The following is a 16,777-nucleotide window of genomic DNA, read 5'->3' as shown; positions in this document are numbered from 1 at the left end:
ATTGACTATATTTAGTACTCTAAATTCAACAGAAGGATGATCATATGGAACTTGAAAAATTACGACATGGTACCGAACTTATCAAGCGCGGTTTTGCAAAGATGCAGAAAGGCGGCGTTATTATGGACGTTACAACTGCTGAAGAAGCTAGGATCGCTGAGGAAGCAGGAGCTGTTGCAGTTATGGCACTTCACGCTGTACCTTCCGATATCAGGAAGGCAGGCGGCGTTGCAAGGATGGCAGACCCACAGGTCACCGCTGACATCATTGAAGCAGTAACAATCCCTGTAATGGCAAAGGCAAGAATCGGCCACTTCGTTGAAGCTGAGATCCTTCAGTCACTTGGTGCTGACATGATCGATGAGTCAGAAGTACTAACACCTGCTGACGAGCACTTCCACATCGACAAGACCGAGTTCACAGTTCCTTTCGTATGTGGTGCACGTAACCTTGGAGAAGCACTCAGAAGGATCAACGAGGGTGCAGCTATGATCCGTACAAAAGGAGAAGCTGGTACAGGTGATGTCAGGGAAGCTGTACGCCACATGAAGCAGATCATGGGCGAGATCAGGACCCTCAAGGGCATGACCAAGGAAGAGCTTATCATGTACGCAAGAGAGATCGAAGCACCTATCGAGCTTGTTATGGAGACCGCAGAGATGGAGCGTCTTCCTGTTGTGAACTTCGCAGCTGGTGGTGTTGCAACTCCTGCTGATGCAGCTCTCATGATGAGACTTGGCTCAGACGGTGTTTTCGTCGGATCAGGTATCTTCAAGGCAGAGAATCCACCACTCATGGCAAAAGCTATCGTAGAGGCTGTCAACAATTACGACAACCCTGAAGTGCTCGCAGAGATCTCAAAGGGAATCGGCGCAGGCATGAAAGGAATCAGCGTAGATTCCATTCCAGAGGATCAGGTTCTCCAGACACGTGGCTGGTAACCTTTTTTCCTTTTCTTTCTTTTTTTACGGTGTTAATTATGCGTATAGGTGTTATCGCTATTCAGGGCGATGTTTCTGAACATGTTGAATCTGTCGAGAGAGCACTTGCCGAACGCGGGGAGACTGCCGAAGTTGTCACCATCAAGCACAAGGGAATCGTTCCTACATGTGATGGTCTCGTGTTCCCGGGCGGGGAGAGCACAACCCTTGGACGCCTGATCCTCAGGGAAGGCATTGCCGAAGAGATCAAGGAAGCAAAAGACAAAGGTATTCCAATACTTGGTACCTGTGCAGGCCTCATCCTTCTTGCAACAAGAGGAGATTCACAGGTTGAGAAGACACACCAGTACCTGCTTGGACTGATGGATATTAAGGTCAACAGGAACTCCTTTGGAAGGCAGTTCCAGTCCTTCGAGGTAGACCTTGATGTATCCGTACTGGATTCACCATACAACGCTGTCTTCATCAGGGCACCGGCAATTCTTGAAGCAGGAGAGGATGTGAATGTCCTTGCATCAATTGATGACAAGATCGTTGCTGCAGAGCAGGACAATGTTCTGGCACTGGCATTCCACCCCGAGCTTACCGAGGATATGAGGATACACCAGTATTTCCTTGACAAGCTGTTCAATTAAAACACGCAAAATAGATTGGATCGGAACAGCATAATTTGCTGTTTCACAAAATATTTTCATTCTTTTTTTCTTTATTGTTTCATCTAATAATGCAAAAGCCGATAAGAATTTTTAGCTAAAATATGTTCTGATAACGGCAACATGGAACAAATAAGAAATTCTTATTAAGGTATAGCGTGTTTTTACTTTTAGGTCTTGAAAGAGATCATGATTATTCTACGATATATGGTGATTTAGATGGTTAAACTTACAGAAGATATGAAGGAAGCATTTTCAAAGGTAAAGATATTCCCATTCGCAACAGCATCAAAGGCAGGAATGCCAAATGTGATCCCTATTGGCATGTGCCAGCTGATGGATGATGAAACTATCTGGATCACTGACAACTATTTCCTGAAGACACGTGAGAACCTTGATGAGAACCCTGTAGCATCTGTCTTTGTGTGGGGTCCTGAGGTTGGTGCCTGCTTCCAGATAAAGGGAGATGTCGAGGTCAAGACCAGTGGCGAGGACTACGACAAAGCCTATGCAGATGCCAAAGCAAAGGGTGACAGATTCCCTGCAAAGGCACTCATGGTTATGAATATCACTGAGGTCTTCGAATGCAAATCCGGTGACGATGCCGGAAAGAAGCTCCTCTGAGCACAAAATCTTATCTTTTTTCTTTTTTCCCCTTTTCTCTTTTTTCCATATTTTTATCGGACCAGTTCCACCATTTTAACAGTTCTGGATCGTGATCCCGGTTTGATGCATAATAGATCGCTTCCCTGAAACCGTACAATACACATCTGTCAATGTGTCTGCCTCTTAGTTCGGTCAATTCAAAATACATCAGCTCAGGATCCTTATCTTTGAGATCGGAGATGGAACGTATCCCAAGATCCCATAACTGCTCAGCGGATTTCCTGCCAAAACCAGGCATCTGCATCAGATCTCTCAATACTTCTTCCCTCTTCGATTTATTCATCTTTTACCCCCCATTAGGACATAGAGCTATTATAGAATTTTCTAAAAGAAAGTATAAAAACATTGATGTATTTCTAAAATGTATGAAAGTTCGTTGCGAGTGGGCAAATGCAAATGACCTTGAAAAAGAGTATCACGATACTCAATGGGGAATGCCCGTGCATGATGACCGGATCCTTTTCGAGTTTCTGATACTTGAAGGTGCACAGGCAGGTTTGAGCTGGGATACCATTTTGAAAAGAAGAGACGCTTATAAAGATGCCTTTGATGATTTTAATTTCAATAAAGTTGCTGGATATGATGAAGAAAAGGTCGAGGAACTGATACAAAACAGTGGTATCATACGCAACAGGAGAAAGATCCTGTCTTCAATAAAAAATGCCAGGGCGTTTATCGAAATAATAGATGAATTCGGATCCTTTGACAATTATATTTGGGGTTTTGTAAACCACATACCTATACAGAATTCTTTCAATTCTATCAGTGAAATTCCGGCAAAGACCGAGCTCTCTGAAAATATAAGCAAGGACCTGAAGAAAAGGGGCTTTTCATTTGTTGGCCCTACCATAGTCTATGCATTCATGCAGGCAGTTGGAATCGTCAATGATCATCAGGTCGAATGCTTCAGGTACGAAGAATGCAGGAAATTGGCTAATAAATAAGTGAAGACAACAGCAAATAAACAATAAAAAGCAAAAAATTGATCGAAAAATGAACTGAACAGTCCAAAGATGCGATATGTTTATATGTTTAGAAGCATTGTAGGTGTGCTCATAACAGCAATCAGTCGCAATGTCCGAATAGTGTAGAGGCCTATCATGGAGCCCTGTCGAGGCTCCGACCCGGGTTCGAATCCCGGTTCGGGCGTTTCTGAGATTACCGGCATTTTCGCCGGTAAATCAATCTTTTTTTGCAATTTTAAACTAAGAACAAAAACTTGGAAACCAGAAGCTACTGCTCTATATGTGGGAGCATAAGCGAAGCGAGGTGTAAAACTTTTAAGGGGAGGTACTTTGTCAGACCGAAGTCGGATTGGAGTGGCAAAGAATTTTCTTCGCTTTCACTCCCATAGAATGTATCGGGTTCGTACTAAAAACGGCTTGTGGTTGATCCAAATATTTATTTAACAATAATTTAACAAAATAAATAAGTTAATTTAATTACTTCGCTGAGATCAGCAAACACCACATGCAAATTCATCTACATGTAAGCAGATCAAAAATAAAATAAAACGAAGTGATCGAATCATCTTCGATCGATCACTCTCTTCGCCCTTCCTTTCAGCTTGTACAATTCAAGCTCTCTAGATCCCATCAGTTTGATATCAACATCGAGATTCCCGTCATTATAAAGCCCTCTGGTTCCTGTTATAGTAGAAAGGAAACCTTTCAGGAAATTCTCCTCAATAACAGACCTGTCACATTTTTCCGGATCGATGCATTCCAAACTTACCTTAAGAATAGAAACTCCTTCCTCATCCTCGTACAGGAAAGCTTCGTACTCCCCTGTCAGATAATCCATGTTCTCCCTCTGAAAAACACCTCTTTCGACATCCACCCGATTGAATGGGGAACCTGATACCCAGAAGGTCTCAGCCTCTCGTTCGGGAGTGAAGATACGCATGTGTGTCCTGCCACATGCACATTTTTTCCTTGATAGTACAACAGTTGTATCCTCAGTATCATAGTTGATAAGGAGACTTCCGCACTTTTCACCGGGGCTCAGGAGGGTCGTCAGAACTATCCTGCCACATTCTCCATCCTCTAGGAACTCCTTCCGGTGCGGATCATAGATGTCCAGGTGAACGAGATCCTCCGGGACATGGAGTCCACTTTGCTCCGTACACTCCCCGCACATCGTTCCTTCGGTACTTCCATAGGTGTTGTATACAGGACAGTCCCAGATCTCTTCCAGATAGCTTCTGCTTTCCTCTGCAAAGCTCTCTCCCCCCACAACCAGCTTTTCGATACTGGTTTCCTTTGGGTCAATGCCTTCGGTTTCCAGCCTTCTTGCAAGCCTTAAAAGCTTGAAGACACTTGCAACGATCCCTGTAGGCTGATAGCTTTCCAGGACGCGTGTGGGAAAGACACATTTACCTTCCGGTATGACTGCCATGCCAACGTCACGTGCAGAAAGTGTCATTGTATTGGCTCCCACATTCATTCCGTAGGAAGCACACATTATCATCCTATCTCCTGTTCCAAATCCCTGAGATGTGAAACTTCGGCTGTATTTTTCGGCAAAACGCAGCCAGTCATCCCATGTGAGGAAGAATGCTTTGGGAGTTCCGCTTGTGCCGCTGGTCTCATGTATCGTAAAAATATCTTCCCAGCTGGTACTCATAAAATTAAAATCGTTGATCTTTGGAGGCTGGTTGTTCCTTATTAGTTCGCCTGAGACCAGTGGCATTTCCAACAGGTCTTCATGATCCCTGATGCTCGAAGGTGAGACATTGTTTTGTTCAAACCATTTCCTGTAAAAGGAAGAATGTTTTACAGCGTAGTCTATGGTATATCTCAATTTCTCTTCGACCAGGGCATCAAGGTCCCCCCGCTCCATGGTCTCTATTTCTTCATTGTAATATTCCCCACTCAAATTCTTCACCCCTTGCCTTTAATAAGGCAATTCTGTATTATTGATTTTTCTTGAATTTTTGTTTAGTTGATGCTATTAATTTTACTGGCTTCGCAGGAACAACACTCCAAACATAAAGATACCTACAACGAATCCTGCTACTCCAAGGGTTGCAAGGCTGCCTTCCGACTGTGATGCCATATAGGCTGAAGCCACCAGGATAATAGACAGGAAAACATACTTCGCGAGGTTCTCGATCATTTTGTCATGCTTGATCTCCCGGGTCTTTTCTTCCAGTTTCTCGATACGATATCCCCTTATCGTCTCGATAACATCATTTACGCCCTGTGGAAGATTCTTGAATATCTCAAGATACCTGTCGCCTTCCAGCAGGAAGTATTCAGCTGCCCTGAATGGTGAATATCTTTTCATCATGACCATGGCGATGAGTCTCTTGGCATCTTCGATAATGTTGAACCTTGGATCAAGTTCCAGGCAGACCCCTTCTACAAGAACCAGAGAACGTTCAAGTGTAGAGAAATCGCTCGGAAGAGATAGGTTGTACTTTAAAGCAAGATTTGCATAACTGTCGTTCTGCCGTTCTCCGAGAGCGAAGTTTTGTATTGATATAAGTGTATCAAGATCAACCTTGAACTTATGTACATTGATCTCATCCTTGTTGATATTGGCAATTTTCAGGAAAGCATCAAAAGCGATATCGACATTCTTTTTGTATATTCCATAGAAGAGATTCAACATGTTCCTTCGGAGATCGGAATCGATAAGCCCCACAGCCCCGAAGTCGATGTAAGCGATGCCATCATCACGAAGAAGGATATTTCCGGAATGCGGATCCGCATGGTAGAATCCATGCACATATACCTGGTTCAGGTAACTTGAACTGATGATATGAGCATATTTTGTCCTGGTCTTTTGATCGGTTGTATCAAGGTCCTTTACAAGAATACCTTCCATGTAATCCATCACAAGGATACTCTCGGTACAATATTCATCATATACTTTAGGTATATGAATTTCCTTTTCGCTTTCGAATATCTCCTCAAATCTTTTTATGTTACGTGCTTCGTTGAGGAGATTGACCTCTTTGTTTAGCATATCCTGAAATTCATCAAGAAAATCATCAATATCTATATTGTTCCCAAAACCACCAACTTTTTTCATAATGGGTTTGAGGTCATTGATAATTGCAAGGTCTACGTTGATCTGGTCTATAAGCCCGGGTTTTGCTATTTTTACTGCTACCTTTTTACCGTTGATCCTGGCTTCATATACCTGAGCTATGGAAGCACTTGCAATTGGCTTTCTCTTAAAGTCATCAAAATTAGAAAGGAATTCTGATACGGTCGTCTCGTTGTCTGCTTCTGCAATAGAGCACCCTGCACGAAATCCTTCAAGCGAATCTGACATTTCTTCAAGTTCAAGAGGGCGGACCTTGTTCTGAAGCTGTGATAGTTCCCGGACGTAATCTATGGGAAGAAGGTCCGGACGCTTGCTCATGATCTGTCCTAATTTTATGAACGTTACTCCGAGATCTTCAAATGCAAGCCTGAGCTTCCTGGCATTTTTTTGCCTCTCAACATCAATATAACAGGTTCCTTTTCTGTTGGAAACATAGTTCTGCTGTATGTCCTTGTACAGAAGGCTGAACAGGTTATATTTGAAAAAGACCTTTGCAATGGAGAAATAACGTCTTGTCTTCTTGAACATTGATATAATGTATGTTTTGTTCTAGTAAATAAATTGGAGGGATGAGCAATCTAAAAGCAAAAAAGAAAATAAATAAAAATTCTATTATTTCAACAAAATTCCATATGGTGATGATGAAATTACTTCGAGTTCTATATTTTTTATTTATAAAACATCATCTAAAGAGTCACACAATGATGAATCTGACAACGATATTTCCGTATCTTTAATGGTAACATCAACTGAGTTTTCAAAGTGTTTCTTCATAAAATATGTCATCAAAGCAACAAGCAACCCAAAGGATCCTGATGCTATAAAGACCGTATCAAGATCAAAATTCAAGAGGACTATACCAAGCACTATGGGTGAAAGACTCTGACCAACATACTTCATGGTGTTGTGAATGGACAGTACACCACCTCTTGACTCTGAAGGGGAGATTTGAATTATCTGTGCATCATTTGCCGTTTGAGCAAGCCCGAACCCTGCCCCGAATAGCAACAATAGAACAAGAACTGTGGCAATCGAATGTGCAAATGAAATGGATATTATTGCTAATCCAACAAGTAGAAAACCAACGGCAATAACTCTTGTCATTGAGTATTTACCAGCTAGTTTCTTCACACGGGATGCCATTAAGATAACAGCTATTCCTTGAAAAGCCAACATAAGTCCAGCTTCTTTTGCTGTATAACCGAATACATCTTTAAGCATGAATGGTACGTAGATGACAAGGGAATATAATAAAAAGAAAATAGCAAAGCTCAGGAACACCGTATATATTAGTCGAAATTCTTTGAGTGTTGTAAGTACATCAAATATGCCTTTGTGATTAACATTCCCTTTCTGAACCCTTGTCTCTGGAAGAAATGTTATAACAACAAAAGCAAATGGTAGTGCTATTGCATAGAATAGGAATGGGTAGTTCCATCCTAAAATTGCCAGTCCTCCGCCTATAAGAGGAGCAGATATCGACCCAATAGCAATCGCTATACTAATCTTACTCATGGCTTGCACACTTTCAAGACTTTTATATACATCACCTATGACCAGCATAGCCAGGGACATCATGCCTGCTACTCCAATTCCCTGTATGAATCTCAGGATAAGAAGTGATTGCAGATCAGAGACAAAATAACTTATAAGTCCCATTAAACCATAGATCATAAGGCAGGGAACAAGTATCTTTTTACGGTTTACACGGTCAATAAAATGTCCTATAATTAGTGTGAAAATAGCCGTTGAGATAGTATACACCGACATCAACAGTCCTACTTCATGTGGCGTTGTCTGAAGAGGTTCCACCATCTCTGGCAATACAGGTGCTAAAATTGCACCTCCTGCCATTGCAAAGAAGGCAATTATACAAAGCATTAGAAGATGAGTGTTTCTAAAATCCATAATTTTGCCTATCAATCTTACATTAATTTAGATACATTCTTGAACATCGTTTCAAGTGAGTTCATAATATCTTTTCTTTGACCTTCATCAAAATCGGATAAAAGGACATTTTGCCACTCTGCAGCTATTTTTTTCATATCAGGTTCGATTGATCTTCCTTTCTCAGTCAGAAAAACCCGGTATGAACGTCTGTCTTCTTCGTCCCTCTGTCTGAAAACATAGTCTTCATCAACCAGTCTTTTTATGGCCCTTGTAGCTGTGGCCTTATCCACTTTTATGCTCTGGGAAAGAGATTCCTGATTAACGCCATTCATTCTGTAAAGGTGCATCAAAAAACTGAACTGTCCGCTTCCAATATCATAGGGTTTCAGCTCTTTTTCAAGGTATATCATAGCATATCTGTGGAGGTATGAAATATATTTTCCAATGAATTCTTTATCGTCCATTCTTACGCCTTTTTTAAAAACACAGTTCAACATCAAAAAAAGCTGTATAATATTTATCTACAGCTTTTATGATAATTTCATAGATCTTTCCCCATCTGCCTTGCAGTTTCCAGTATGAATTCCTGAGAAAGAATGTCTGATCTTTCTACTGTTCCGGTTACCACAATAGTCTCCTCTACGTTAAATGCAAGGAAACCAAACATTTTTGCAAGATATTCAAAATAGAAATTGAACATCTCGGAATCAGGGTTGCCCTGGGTAAAAGCAAGGATAAGCTTCTTTTCCCCATTTAATCGGGTACTGAAATCCGGCTTTATAAAAGCGCACAGCCTGTCAACAAATGACTTAGCCTGAGCGGTCATCTCCCACATGTAGATCGGTGAGCCAAGCACAATGACATCTGAGGCCTGAATCTCATCATAGAGCTTCTGCATATCGTCATCGAGTATGCATGTGCCATCCTTCTTACATGCATAGCAACCGATGCATGGTGCAACATTCATTTTTGCCAGATTGAATATCTGCACATCTGCACCATTATCGGATGCACCTGAGAGAATTTCTTTTACAAGTTTTGCTGTGTTTCCGTCAGCACGGGGGCTTCCATTGAGTCCGATTATCTTCATTTTTTATCCTCCAAATAGTCCAAAAAATATAGTTGTGGACACAACCATATGCAGTTGCAGACGCATCTATTTGTTATATAGTTGTCGATGCAACTATATTGTCAGGATACCTGGAAATACATGCATCTGTAAACTTACATAACTCTCCACCCATAATATTATATACTATGATTTATGCGGAGATTCTTTTATCTATTTCTTTTTCTGATACTGATTTTTAATCTTAAATACGTTAGTCTTAAATAATATAAAGCGGAAAGCTGCTGCATATTACCGTATTATAATTTGGAGAACAATTATGTTTGATTCAGGAACTACAGCTTTTATGATAGTTGCGACCAGTCTTGTAATGTTAATGACACCGGGACTGGCGTTTTTCTATGGAGGACTTGCAAACAGGAAAAATATAGTTGGAATAATGATGCAAACATTTGTATCATTGGGAATAACAAGTATCCTCTGGCTATGTGTAGGTTACTCCTTGTGTTTCAGTGGTGACGGAGCTATTCTGGGGAATCTGGACAAAGCATTTTTACAGGGAGTTGTAGTAGATTCAGTGTTCTCAGGTAATGATAAGATCCCTGAACTGGTATTCATATCCTACCAGATGATGTTCGCTATCATCACTCCTGTATTGATAACCGGTGCATTTGTCAACCGCGTGACCTTCAAGGCATTCCTTATTTTCCTGGTCCTCTGGCAGTTCTTTGTGTACTACCCATTTGTTCACATGGTATGGGGAGGTGGCTTTTTTGCTTCCATTGGTGTTCTTGATTTCGCGGGAGGCATCCCGGTGCACGCAATAGCCGGATTTGGTGCATTAGGAGCGGTCTCTTATGTAGGTGCAAGGAGAGAAAAAGATGAACAACCTCATAGCATTCCGCTAATAGCTATTGGAGCAGGTCTTCTCTGGTTCGGATGGTATGGATTCAATGCAGGAAGTCAACTTAATCTTGACCAGTTTACTGCACTGGCGCTCCTGAATACTGATATTGCAGCTTCTTTCGCAGCAATTTCATGGCTCATGATCGAATGGGCAAGAGAAGGAAAGCCAAAATTTGTAGGCTTATTAACAGGTGCTCTTGCCGGACTTGTGACAATAACACCTGCAGCAGCATTTGTATCCATGCCAGTTGCTGCCCTTTATGGTATCGTAGGAGGTTCAGTATGTTACTTTGCTATCCAGTTCAAGAATAAGATGGAATGGGATGATGCACTGGATGTATGGGGGCTGCACGGAGTAGGTGGAGTTCTGGGAATGATGATGCTGGGTATTTTTGGTTCATCAGCAATTAATCCGGCTGCAACAGACGGTCTGTTCTTTGGCGGAGAACTTATGTTTTTCATAACAGAAGTAGCTGCAGTCATTGGAGCATCAGTCTATGCATTCATATTCACCTTTGGAATGCTTAGAATAATTGAATTTGTAACTCCTGTGAAAGTTTCAGAAGAGTTTGAAATAAAAGGACTTGATGAAATGATCCATGGGGAAAATGCATACGACTATGACCTATCATTTGATTGATTGATTGATTGATTGATGAAAAAAGTAATAAAAGGAGTTAACTCTCATTTTTTAAATGAGTACTCCTTCCTTTTTTAATAGATGATTTATTTGTCTTATCTTATCTTTTCTTCAGCATCCACACATGCTCTATGCCGCCATCATCGAAGGTCTCACCAAATTCCTCAAAACCAAAGGACTGGTAAAAACCTCTTGCGTACATTTGTGAGCTGAGATAGATATCATTATATCCAGATTCTGATGCTTTTTGAAGCAGCAGTTCCATGAGGATTCGACCAAGACCGGTCCCACGGTGTGTGTTCAGGACACATATTCTCCCAATGTAGGACTTATTGTCTTTTTCATAGAACCTGCCGGTTGCGATCGGTTCGTTCTCTGAGAACAGGACGAGGTGAGTGGCATATTCATCTATCTCATCGATCTCTATCTCTTCAGGAATGGCCTGCTCATCAATGAAAACAGCTTTCCGGACACTGTAGGCTTCATCAAAGCCCTCCATGCCTGTAGTCCATCGGACCTGCATTTATTCCCCTCTGCTTTTCACCCTGAGGTAGATCAGAGTAATGAGTCCTGCAATTGTACCTGCAGGGAGTCCTACGAATATGGAGAAGAAGATGCGTTCCTGAAGAAGGTCAGTTACGGCAATTGTTACTATAGCAAATACAATTAAAGCTATCAGAAAGTGGACTATTCTCATCATGTTGGTCAAAAATAAAGTTTGCCGGAAATTAACCGGCAACTTATTTAATGTTTTCTCTTGACCACTTTGCACCGGCTTCAAGAATATCCAGGTTCATCGGGATAAGCTTTGGCTTGCTTGCAAAAGTATCCTCGATCGCTTCCCTGAAAACCTTCTCCGGAAGACGTGTGTCACCCTGTGCCATAAGCACACCGAGCATGACGGTATTTGCAGCTTTCACTGAGCCAGCATCCTTTGCGATCTGCATGGATGGTACTGCAATTGCCCTTACTCCTTCAGGAGTATCGAAATCGCCAATGGTATCGTCATAAAGGATGAGTCCTCCCTTCTTCACATCATTTGCGAATTTCTCAAGGGATGGCTGGTTAAGTGCCACAAGCACATCAGACTCGTAAACAACAGGTGAACCAATGGATTCTCCTGAAATGACGACTGAACAGTTGGATGTTCCACCGCGCTGTTCCGGTCCGTATGATGGATACCAGGAAGCATAGCGCTGGTCACGGCATCCTGCACGTGCAAGTGTAAGTCCCATGCTCAATACACCCTGTCCACCGAAACCGGCGATCTTAACAAGTGCCTGGCCAAACTCAGGGTCAGGTACCGAATCAGGGGATGCGCTGCTTTCAAGGCTGTAAAGGTCATCAATAGCCTGCTTGGAGAAATCACTATCTGAGCGCAGCAGTGGTTCGGTCTCGTCGAAGTTGTCCCTGAAGTTTCCAAGAGGGAATTCCTTCTCCATCATCTCGTTCACGAACTCAGTGCTCTGCTCGGAGTTCTGCCTGAGGTTGGTTGGACATGTGGAAAGCACTTCAACGAATGCGTATCCTTTGCCTTCCTTCTGGACCTCAAGAGCTCTTCTGACAGCTTTCTTTGCCTTCCTGATGTGTGCAATATCAGATATTGAGACACGCTCAATGAACACAGGAGCTTTGAGGTTGTCAAGAAGTTCGCACATGTGCATTGGGTATCCTGCAAAGCGTGGGTCCCTTCCATCAGGACATGTGACTGTCTTCTCACCGATCAGTGTTGTTGGTGCCATCTGGCCACCGGTCATACCATAGACGGTGTTGTTCACGAAGAACACTGCCATCTTTTCACCACGGTTAGCTGCCTGCATGGTCTCATTAAGACCGATGGATGCAAGGTCACCATCACCCTGGTATGCGATCACAACAGAGTTGTCCTGTGCCCTTGACATACCTGTACCTACAGCAGGTGCACGTCCGTGTGCCACCTGAAGGTTTCCACAATCAAAGTAGTAGTAAGCGAAAACCGCACAACCTACAGGACTGATCATAACGCTTCTATCCTGGATCTCAAGGTCTTCCATAGCCTCTCCGATCAGCTTGTGCAAAATACCGTGTCCGCATCCCGGACAGTAGTGAGTAGCAGCTGGAGCAGCTCCGCCTTTGCGTGGGAATTCCGGATAGATTCCGGATGGTCTTCCAATGATCTTTTCTGCCATGTTCATTCCTCCCTTGCAGCAATGTCTCTTATCTTTTCCATGACCTGGTCCATTGTGATCAGGTTTCCGCCCATGCGGTTAACGAGTTCCACCTTTTTGCTGCAACCGGTGGCAAGGCGTATATCGTCCCTTAGCTGGCCGTTGCTCATCTCTACGGATACGAAGGTCTTATCTCCTGCATCTGCAAGAGCCTTCAACTGGTCTTCTGGGAACGGGAACAATGTTATAGGACGGAAAAGACCGACCTTGATGCCTTCCCTTCTTGCGATCTCCACAGCTGAACGGCAGATCCTGCTGCTGATACCGTAGGCCACAAGCACGATCTCTGCATCGTCCATCATGTATTCTTCGTACTCGACCTCGTTCTTCTTGACGGTCTCATACTTCTCCTGAAGTTCATAGTTGAAGTCCTCAAGCTGGTCGAAGTCCAGAAAGATGGATGTTACAAGATTCTCTCGTGTTTCCTTTGTTCCACAGACAGCCCATGATTCATCAATGACAGGTTCCACAGCTTCCTCAGGGAACTGGAGTGGCTCGATCATCTGGCCGAGCACACCGTCTGCCAGTACAACAACAGGGTTGCGGTACTTTGTTGAAAGCTCGAATGCCTTTATTGTGAAATCACACATCTCCTGTACGGAGTTTGGTGCGACGACGATATTGCGGTAGTTTCCGTGTCCGCCACCCTTTACGACCTGCACGTAATCACCCTGTTCAGGTCCGATGTTACCAAGACCGGGACCTGCTCTCATGATGTCCACGATGACACATGGGAGTTCAGCTCCTGCAAGATATGAAACACCTTCCTGTTTCAGGCTCATGCCAGGACCGGATGAAGCGGTCAAGACCCTGTGGCCAGCGGATGCTGCACCATAAACCATGTTAATTGCAGCCTCTTCGGACTCTGCCTGTACGAACTTCCTTCCAAGCTTCGGGAATGTCTGGGAAGCTTCGTGGAGGATCTCACTTGCAGGTGTGATCGGGTAACCGAAATAACAGTCACAACCTGCGTATAAAGCACCAATGACAACTGCGGAGTTGCCTTTAATCAATTGTGTAGCCATAGTATTACCTCTTTTTTTGGCTTATTTTTCCTTGATCGGGACGTGCACTGCAATTGCCAGTGGCTCAGGACAGGTGTAGTAACAGTTTCCACAGCCTATGCATCCTTCTCCCGTATATTCAACATAGTGGTAGCCGCGTTCGTTGATCTGTTCGCTCATGAAGAGCACATCCTTTGGACATGCAGCTACGCATCTTTCACATCCTTTACACTCAATGATGTTGAGTTCCGGATATGGTTGCATCTTTTCATTATTTTCAGACATGATATCAACTCAATGAAGGGACCACGAAGGTCCGGAATTATCAATTGTTAAATATTTTAGATCAAACTCTTTTTGATATGTTCAAAGTGATTTGATCAGGAAACCTTCCGGCTCCCTGACATGATGTTATCAGGATTTATTAGTTTGCTTCCTTGTCGTGATCACGGATCTCGACACGCCTGATCTTACCACTAATGGTCTTTGGAAGCTCATCAACGAATTCCACGGCCCTTGGGTACTTGTAAGGGGCAGTGGCCTTCTTGACATGTTCCTGAAGCTCCTTCTTAAGCTCATCGCTTGCTTCATAGCCTTTTGCAAGCACGATGGTTGCCTTGACGATCTGTCCGCGGACAGGATCAGGGACACCGGTAATAGCACATTCAAGTACTGAAGGATGCTCAATGAGTGCACTTTCAACCTCGAACGGACCGATCTTGTAACCGGAGCTCTTGATGATGTCATCAGACCTTCCGATGAACCAGAAGTAGCCGTCCTCGTCCTTCCATGCCATGTCACCTGTGTGGTAATATCCGTCATGCCAGGTCTCAGCGGTCTTCTTCTCATCTCCACGGTATCCTGCAAAAAGACCTACAGGCTTGCCTTTGGTCGTATTGATGACGATCTCTCCTTCCTCTCCGGAATCACAGAGCTTTCCGTCAAGGTTGATAAGCTGGATGTCATATTCAGGTGATGGTTTGCCCATGGATCCCGGTTTTGGCTCCATCCATGGATAGGTTGCAATGGTAACGATGCTTTCGGTCTGGCCGAAACCTTCCATGAGCTTAAGTCCTGTGAACTCAAGGAACCTCTCATAGACCTCAGGGTTGAGCGGTTCACCGGCGACCACACAGTACTCAAGACTGCTGAAATCATACTGTGAAAGGTCTTCCTTAATAAGGAACCTGTAAATGGTAGGTGGTGCACAGAAGGTTGTTACTCCATAACTGCTTGCTTTTTCGAGCATGTTCTTTGCATCGAAGCGCTCATAGTCATAAACAAAGACCGCGGTTCCGCAGATCCACTGACCGTAGAGCTTTCCCCATACACATTTTGCCCAGCCGGAGTCTGCGACTGTAAGGTGCAGTCCGTCATCCATGACGTTCTGCCAGTAATTCGCAGTGATTATATGACCAAGAGGATAGCTGAAATCATGCTGTACCATCTTTGGCAGGCCGGTGGTTCCGGATGAGAAGTATAAGAGAGAGATGTCATCGTTCCTTGTTGCTTCAACGCCCTCTGGCCTGCTGAAGTCCTCGGAAGCTGCTTCAAGCTCTTCTGTGAAATTGAGCCATCCTTCTTTTTCAACATTCAGCACAGCCTTGTGAAGCAGGATATCCTCGTAACCCTCGTGTGCTTCGTCAATGTATCCCATGAGACCTTCATCATCAGCACTTACTACCATCTTGATATTTGCAAGCTCTATACGGTATGTTATATCCTTGGTCGTCAGCATATGGGTTGCAGGAAGTGTGACAGCTCCGATCTTGTGGAGTGCAAGGATGCATATCCAGAACTCATATCTACCCTTGAGGGTCAGCATTACCACATCGCCCCTCTTGATGCCATATTTCCTGAAAACATTTGCAGCTTTGTCGCTGTATTTCTTCAGGTCTGCGAAATTGTAGATGAGTTCTTCACCATCGTCATTGCACCATACAAGAGCTCGTTTTTCAGGCTGCTCCTTTGCGTACCTGTCAACGATATCGTATGCGAAGTTGAAGTTCTCAGGGACCTTTATCTTAAAGCTTTCCTTGAATTCATCATACGATTCGAATTCTGTACGTGAAACATATTCTTCTAAAAAGGATGACATATTTACACCGTTTTCCATTGTCTTATAGATCGGATCTCAAATCTGGGTTCGAATATAAAATTCAGTAGATGCATTTCAGACTATCATGGCCAGGAATTTTGCAGGCTTGTCCCCAACGGCTTCCATTGCATGATCATAGCCGGAATCAAAGTAGATGGAATCTCCTTCTTCAAGGATGATCTCATTGTCATGTATCTTTATCTTCAGTGTACCTTCAAGCACAAAATCGAACTCCTGGCCCGGGTGTGAGCTCATGGAGTGTTCAGGATCTGTTGATCCGGGTTCTACCAGTACAATGAATGTCTCGGCCTTTTTGTGTATGAAATTTGGCCCGAGGTTCTGGTACTTGTAAGCTTGTCTTCTCTCGACAGTAGGCCCCTTACCTTTTCTGGTGACAGTAAAGATATGCATGCGTGGTTCTTCACCGGTCAAAAGCAATGTCATGTCCACTTTCAGGAACTGTGCGATCTCAAAAAGGATGCTGGCAGGAATGTCAGCCTCGCCTGTGTCATACTGCTGGTAGATTTCAACAGGTATGTTCAGGTATTTTGCTATTTCTTCTTCAGTGATGTCTGACAGTTCACGTAATTCATGGATGCGTGATGAGATTTCCTTTATTTTTTCCTGCATGATATCAACTTTTATTG

18 protein-coding genes and 1 tRNA gene are annotated in these 16,777 nt (G+C 43.4%); 6 read left to right on the top strand and 13 right to left on the bottom strand.

The annotated features are described in order from the left end of the window. The first annotated feature begins 44 nt into the window (after nucleotides 1-44). The 3 genes from pdxS to WOA13_RS02135 all read left to right on the top strand — a co-directional run bounded on the left by pdxS (nucleotide 45) and on the right by WOA13_RS02135 (nucleotide 2,218). Entirely contained in the window at nucleotides 45-941 is an 897-nt protein-coding gene (gene pdxS / locus WOA13_RS02145) for a pyridoxal 5'-phosphate synthase lyase subunit PdxS (protein WP_048205254.1), read from the top strand. Between the two features lie 38 nt (nucleotides 942-979). After that, the gene (pdxT, locus tag WOA13_RS02140; protein WP_342126351.1) at nucleotides 980-1,576 is read left to right on the top strand and encodes a pyridoxal 5'-phosphate synthase glutaminase subunit PdxT; all 597 of its coding nucleotides are present in this window, start codon (nucleotides 980-982) and stop codon (nucleotides 1,574-1,576) included. Between the two features lie 237 nt (nucleotides 1,577-1,813). Continuing rightward, nucleotides 1,814-2,218: a pyridoxamine 5'-phosphate oxidase family protein gene (locus tag WOA13_RS02135; protein ID WP_342126350.1), complete on the top strand. Its 405-nt coding sequence runs from the start codon at nucleotides 1,814-1,816 to the stop codon at nucleotides 2,216-2,218. A gap of 10 nt (nucleotides 2,219-2,228) precedes the next feature. Here the strand turns inward: WOA13_RS02135 and WOA13_RS02130 are convergent, their stop codons facing one another. Beyond that, complete coding sequence (locus WOA13_RS02130) at nucleotides 2,229-2,543, bottom strand: helix-hairpin-helix domain-containing protein (protein WP_342126349.1); 315 nt, start codon at nucleotides 2,541-2,543, stop codon at nucleotides 2,229-2,231. Between the two features lie 82 nt (nucleotides 2,544-2,625). Between WOA13_RS02130 and WOA13_RS02125 the strand changes: the two genes are divergently transcribed. Both WOA13_RS02125 and WOA13_RS02120 read left to right on the top strand, forming a co-directional pair. Then, a complete protein-coding gene (locus WOA13_RS02125) occupies nucleotides 2,626-3,204 on the top strand; it encodes a DNA-3-methyladenine glycosylase I (RefSeq protein WP_342126348.1) in 579 nt (192 codons plus the stop codon). A 132-nt stretch (nucleotides 3,205-3,336) separates the two neighbouring features. Beyond that, a tRNA-Asp gene (locus WOA13_RS02120) sits at nucleotides 3,337-3,409 on the top strand. Nucleotides 3,410-3,787: 378 nt separating this feature from the next. Here WOA13_RS02120 and ftsA read toward each other — a convergent pair. The 5 genes from ftsA to WOA13_RS02095 form a co-directional block, all read right to left on the bottom strand. Beyond that, a complete protein-coding gene (gene ftsA / locus WOA13_RS02115; protein WP_419095404.1) occupies nucleotides 3,788-5,101 on the bottom strand; it encodes a coenzyme F390 synthetase in 1,314 nt (437 codons plus the stop codon). Between the two features lie 117 nt (nucleotides 5,102-5,218). Then, the gene (locus WOA13_RS02110; protein WP_342126346.1) at nucleotides 5,219-6,844 is read right to left on the bottom strand and encodes an ABC1 kinase family protein; all 1,626 of its coding nucleotides are present in this window, start codon (nucleotides 6,842-6,844) and stop codon (nucleotides 5,219-5,221) included. A gap of 144 nt (nucleotides 6,845-6,988) precedes the next feature. Then, nucleotides 6,989-8,224, bottom strand: coding sequence for an MFS transporter (locus WOA13_RS02105; RefSeq protein WP_342126345.1), 1,236 nt, complete (start codon nucleotides 8,222-8,224; stop codon nucleotides 6,989-6,991). Between the two features lie 17 nt (nucleotides 8,225-8,241). After that, a complete protein-coding gene (locus WOA13_RS02100) occupies nucleotides 8,242-8,670 on the bottom strand; it encodes a MarR family winged helix-turn-helix transcriptional regulator (RefSeq protein WP_342126344.1) in 429 nt (142 codons plus the stop codon). Between the two features lie 77 nt (nucleotides 8,671-8,747). Then, entirely contained in the window at nucleotides 8,748-9,296 is a 549-nt protein-coding gene (locus WOA13_RS02095; protein WP_342126343.1) for a flavodoxin family protein, read from the bottom strand. A gap of 298 nt (nucleotides 9,297-9,594) precedes the next feature. On the opposite strand from WOA13_RS02095, the gene WOA13_RS02090 reads away from it, so the two are divergent. Then, nucleotides 9,595-10,821 carry an ammonium transporter gene (locus WOA13_RS02090; RefSeq protein WP_342126342.1) on the top strand — a complete coding sequence of 409 codons (1,227 nt, stop codon included), beginning with the start codon at nucleotides 9,595-9,597 and terminating at the stop codon, nucleotides 10,819-10,821. A 100-nt stretch (nucleotides 10,822-10,921) separates the two neighbouring features. Here WOA13_RS02090 and WOA13_RS02085 read toward each other — a convergent pair whose 3' ends face one another. From WOA13_RS02085 to WOA13_RS02055, 7 genes are all read right to left on the bottom strand, one after another. Beyond that, the gene (locus WOA13_RS02085) at nucleotides 10,922-11,344 is read right to left on the bottom strand and encodes a GNAT family N-acetyltransferase (protein WP_342126341.1); all 423 of its coding nucleotides are present in this window, start codon (nucleotides 11,342-11,344) and stop codon (nucleotides 10,922-10,924) included. Further along, nucleotides 11,345-11,521, bottom strand: a complete 177-nt coding sequence (locus WOA13_RS02080) for a DUF8147 domain-containing protein (RefSeq protein WP_197072236.1) — start codon at nucleotides 11,519-11,521, stop codon at nucleotides 11,345-11,347. Between the two features lie 40 nt (nucleotides 11,522-11,561). Beyond that, the gene (locus WOA13_RS02075) at nucleotides 11,562-12,989 is read right to left on the bottom strand and encodes a 2-oxoacid:acceptor oxidoreductase family protein (RefSeq protein ID WP_342126340.1); all 1,428 of its coding nucleotides are present in this window, start codon (nucleotides 12,987-12,989) and stop codon (nucleotides 11,562-11,564) included. Nucleotides 12,990-12,991: 2 nt separating this feature from the next. Further along, nucleotides 12,992-14,053 carry a 3-methyl-2-oxobutanoate dehydrogenase subunit VorB gene (locus tag WOA13_RS02070; RefSeq protein ID WP_342126339.1) on the bottom strand — a complete coding sequence of 354 codons (1,062 nt, stop codon included), beginning with the start codon at nucleotides 14,051-14,053 and terminating at the stop codon, nucleotides 12,992-12,994. 21 nt (nucleotides 14,054-14,074) lie between these two features. Beyond that, nucleotides 14,075-14,317 (bottom strand): 4Fe-4S dicluster domain-containing protein, encoded by a 243-nt coding sequence (locus WOA13_RS02065; protein WP_048205264.1) that lies wholly within the window; start codon nucleotides 14,315-14,317, stop codon nucleotides 14,075-14,077. 139 nt (nucleotides 14,318-14,456) lie between these two features. Then, nucleotides 14,457-16,130 carry an AMP-binding protein gene (locus tag WOA13_RS02060; protein WP_342126338.1) on the bottom strand — a complete coding sequence of 558 codons (1,674 nt, stop codon included), beginning with the start codon at nucleotides 16,128-16,130 and terminating at the stop codon, nucleotides 14,457-14,459. Nucleotides 16,131-16,205: 75 nt separating this feature from the next. Further along, a complete protein-coding gene (locus WOA13_RS02055) occupies nucleotides 16,206-16,760 on the bottom strand; it encodes a cupin domain-containing protein (RefSeq protein ID WP_342126337.1) in 555 nt (184 codons plus the stop codon). Between the last annotated feature and the right edge of the window lie 17 nt (nucleotides 16,761-16,777).

The organism is Methanococcoides sp. LMO-2 (assembly GCF_038432375.1).
Taxonomy (GTDB): domain Archaea; phylum Halobacteriota; class Methanosarcinia; order Methanosarcinales; family Methanosarcinaceae; genus Methanococcoides; species Methanococcoides cohabitans.
The sequence above is the reverse complement of the archived record's forward strand: the minus strand, read 5'-3'. Positions and strand labels throughout refer to the sequence as shown.

Coding starts and splice junctions, on each gene's coding strand:
- pdxS (WP_048205254.1), top strand. CDS start 45: ATGGAACTTGAAAAATTACGACATGGTACCGAACTTATCAAGCGCGGT.
- pdxT (WP_342126351.1), top strand. CDS start 980: ATGCGTATAGGTGTTATCGCTATTCAGGGCGATGTTTCTGAACATGTT.
- WOA13_RS02135 (WP_342126350.1), top strand. CDS start 1,814: ATGGTTAAACTTACAGAAGATATGAAGGAAGCATTTTCAAAGGTAAAG.
- WOA13_RS02130 (WP_342126349.1), bottom strand. CDS start 2,543: ATGAATAAATCGAAGAGGGAAGAAGTATTGAGAGATCTGATGCAGATG.
- WOA13_RS02125 (WP_342126348.1), top strand. CDS start 2,626: ATGAAAGTTCGTTGCGAGTGGGCAAATGCAAATGACCTTGAAAAAGAG.
- ftsA (WP_419095404.1), bottom strand. CDS start 5,101: ATGGAGCGGGGGGACCTTGATGCCCTGGTCGAAGAGAAATTGAGATAT.
- WOA13_RS02110 (WP_342126346.1), bottom strand. CDS start 6,844: ATGTTCAAGAAGACAAGACGTTATTTCTCCATTGCAAAGGTCTTTTTC.
- WOA13_RS02105 (WP_342126345.1), bottom strand. CDS start 8,224: ATGGATTTTAGAAACACTCATCTTCTAATGCTTTGTATAATTGCCTTC.
- WOA13_RS02100 (WP_342126344.1), bottom strand. CDS start 8,670: ATGGACGATAAAGAATTCATTGGAAAATATATTTCATACCTCCACAGA.
- WOA13_RS02095 (WP_342126343.1), bottom strand. CDS start 9,296: ATGAAGATAATCGGACTCAATGGAAGCCCCCGTGCTGACGGAAACACA.
- WOA13_RS02090 (WP_342126342.1), top strand. CDS start 9,595: ATGTTTGATTCAGGAACTACAGCTTTTATGATAGTTGCGACCAGTCTT.
- WOA13_RS02085 (WP_342126341.1), bottom strand. CDS start 11,344: ATGCAGGTCCGATGGACTACAGGCATGGAGGGCTTTGATGAAGCCTAC.
- WOA13_RS02080 (WP_197072236.1), bottom strand. CDS start 11,521: ATGATGAGAATAGTCCACTTTCTGATAGCTTTAATTGTATTTGCTATA.
- WOA13_RS02075 (WP_342126340.1), bottom strand. CDS start 12,989: ATGGCAGAAAAGATCATTGGAAGACCATCCGGAATCTATCCGGAATTC.
- WOA13_RS02070 (WP_342126339.1), bottom strand. CDS start 14,053: ATGGCTACACAATTGATTAAAGGCAACTCCGCAGTTGTCATTGGTGCT.
- WOA13_RS02065 (WP_048205264.1), bottom strand. CDS start 14,317: ATGTCTGAAAATAATGAAAAGATGCAACCATATCCGGAACTCAACATC.
- WOA13_RS02060 (WP_342126338.1), bottom strand. CDS start 16,130: ATGTCATCCTTTTTAGAAGAATATGTTTCACGTACAGAATTCGAATCG.
- WOA13_RS02055 (WP_342126337.1), bottom strand. CDS start 16,760: ATGCAGGAAAAAATAAAGGAAATCTCATCACGCATCCATGAATTACGT.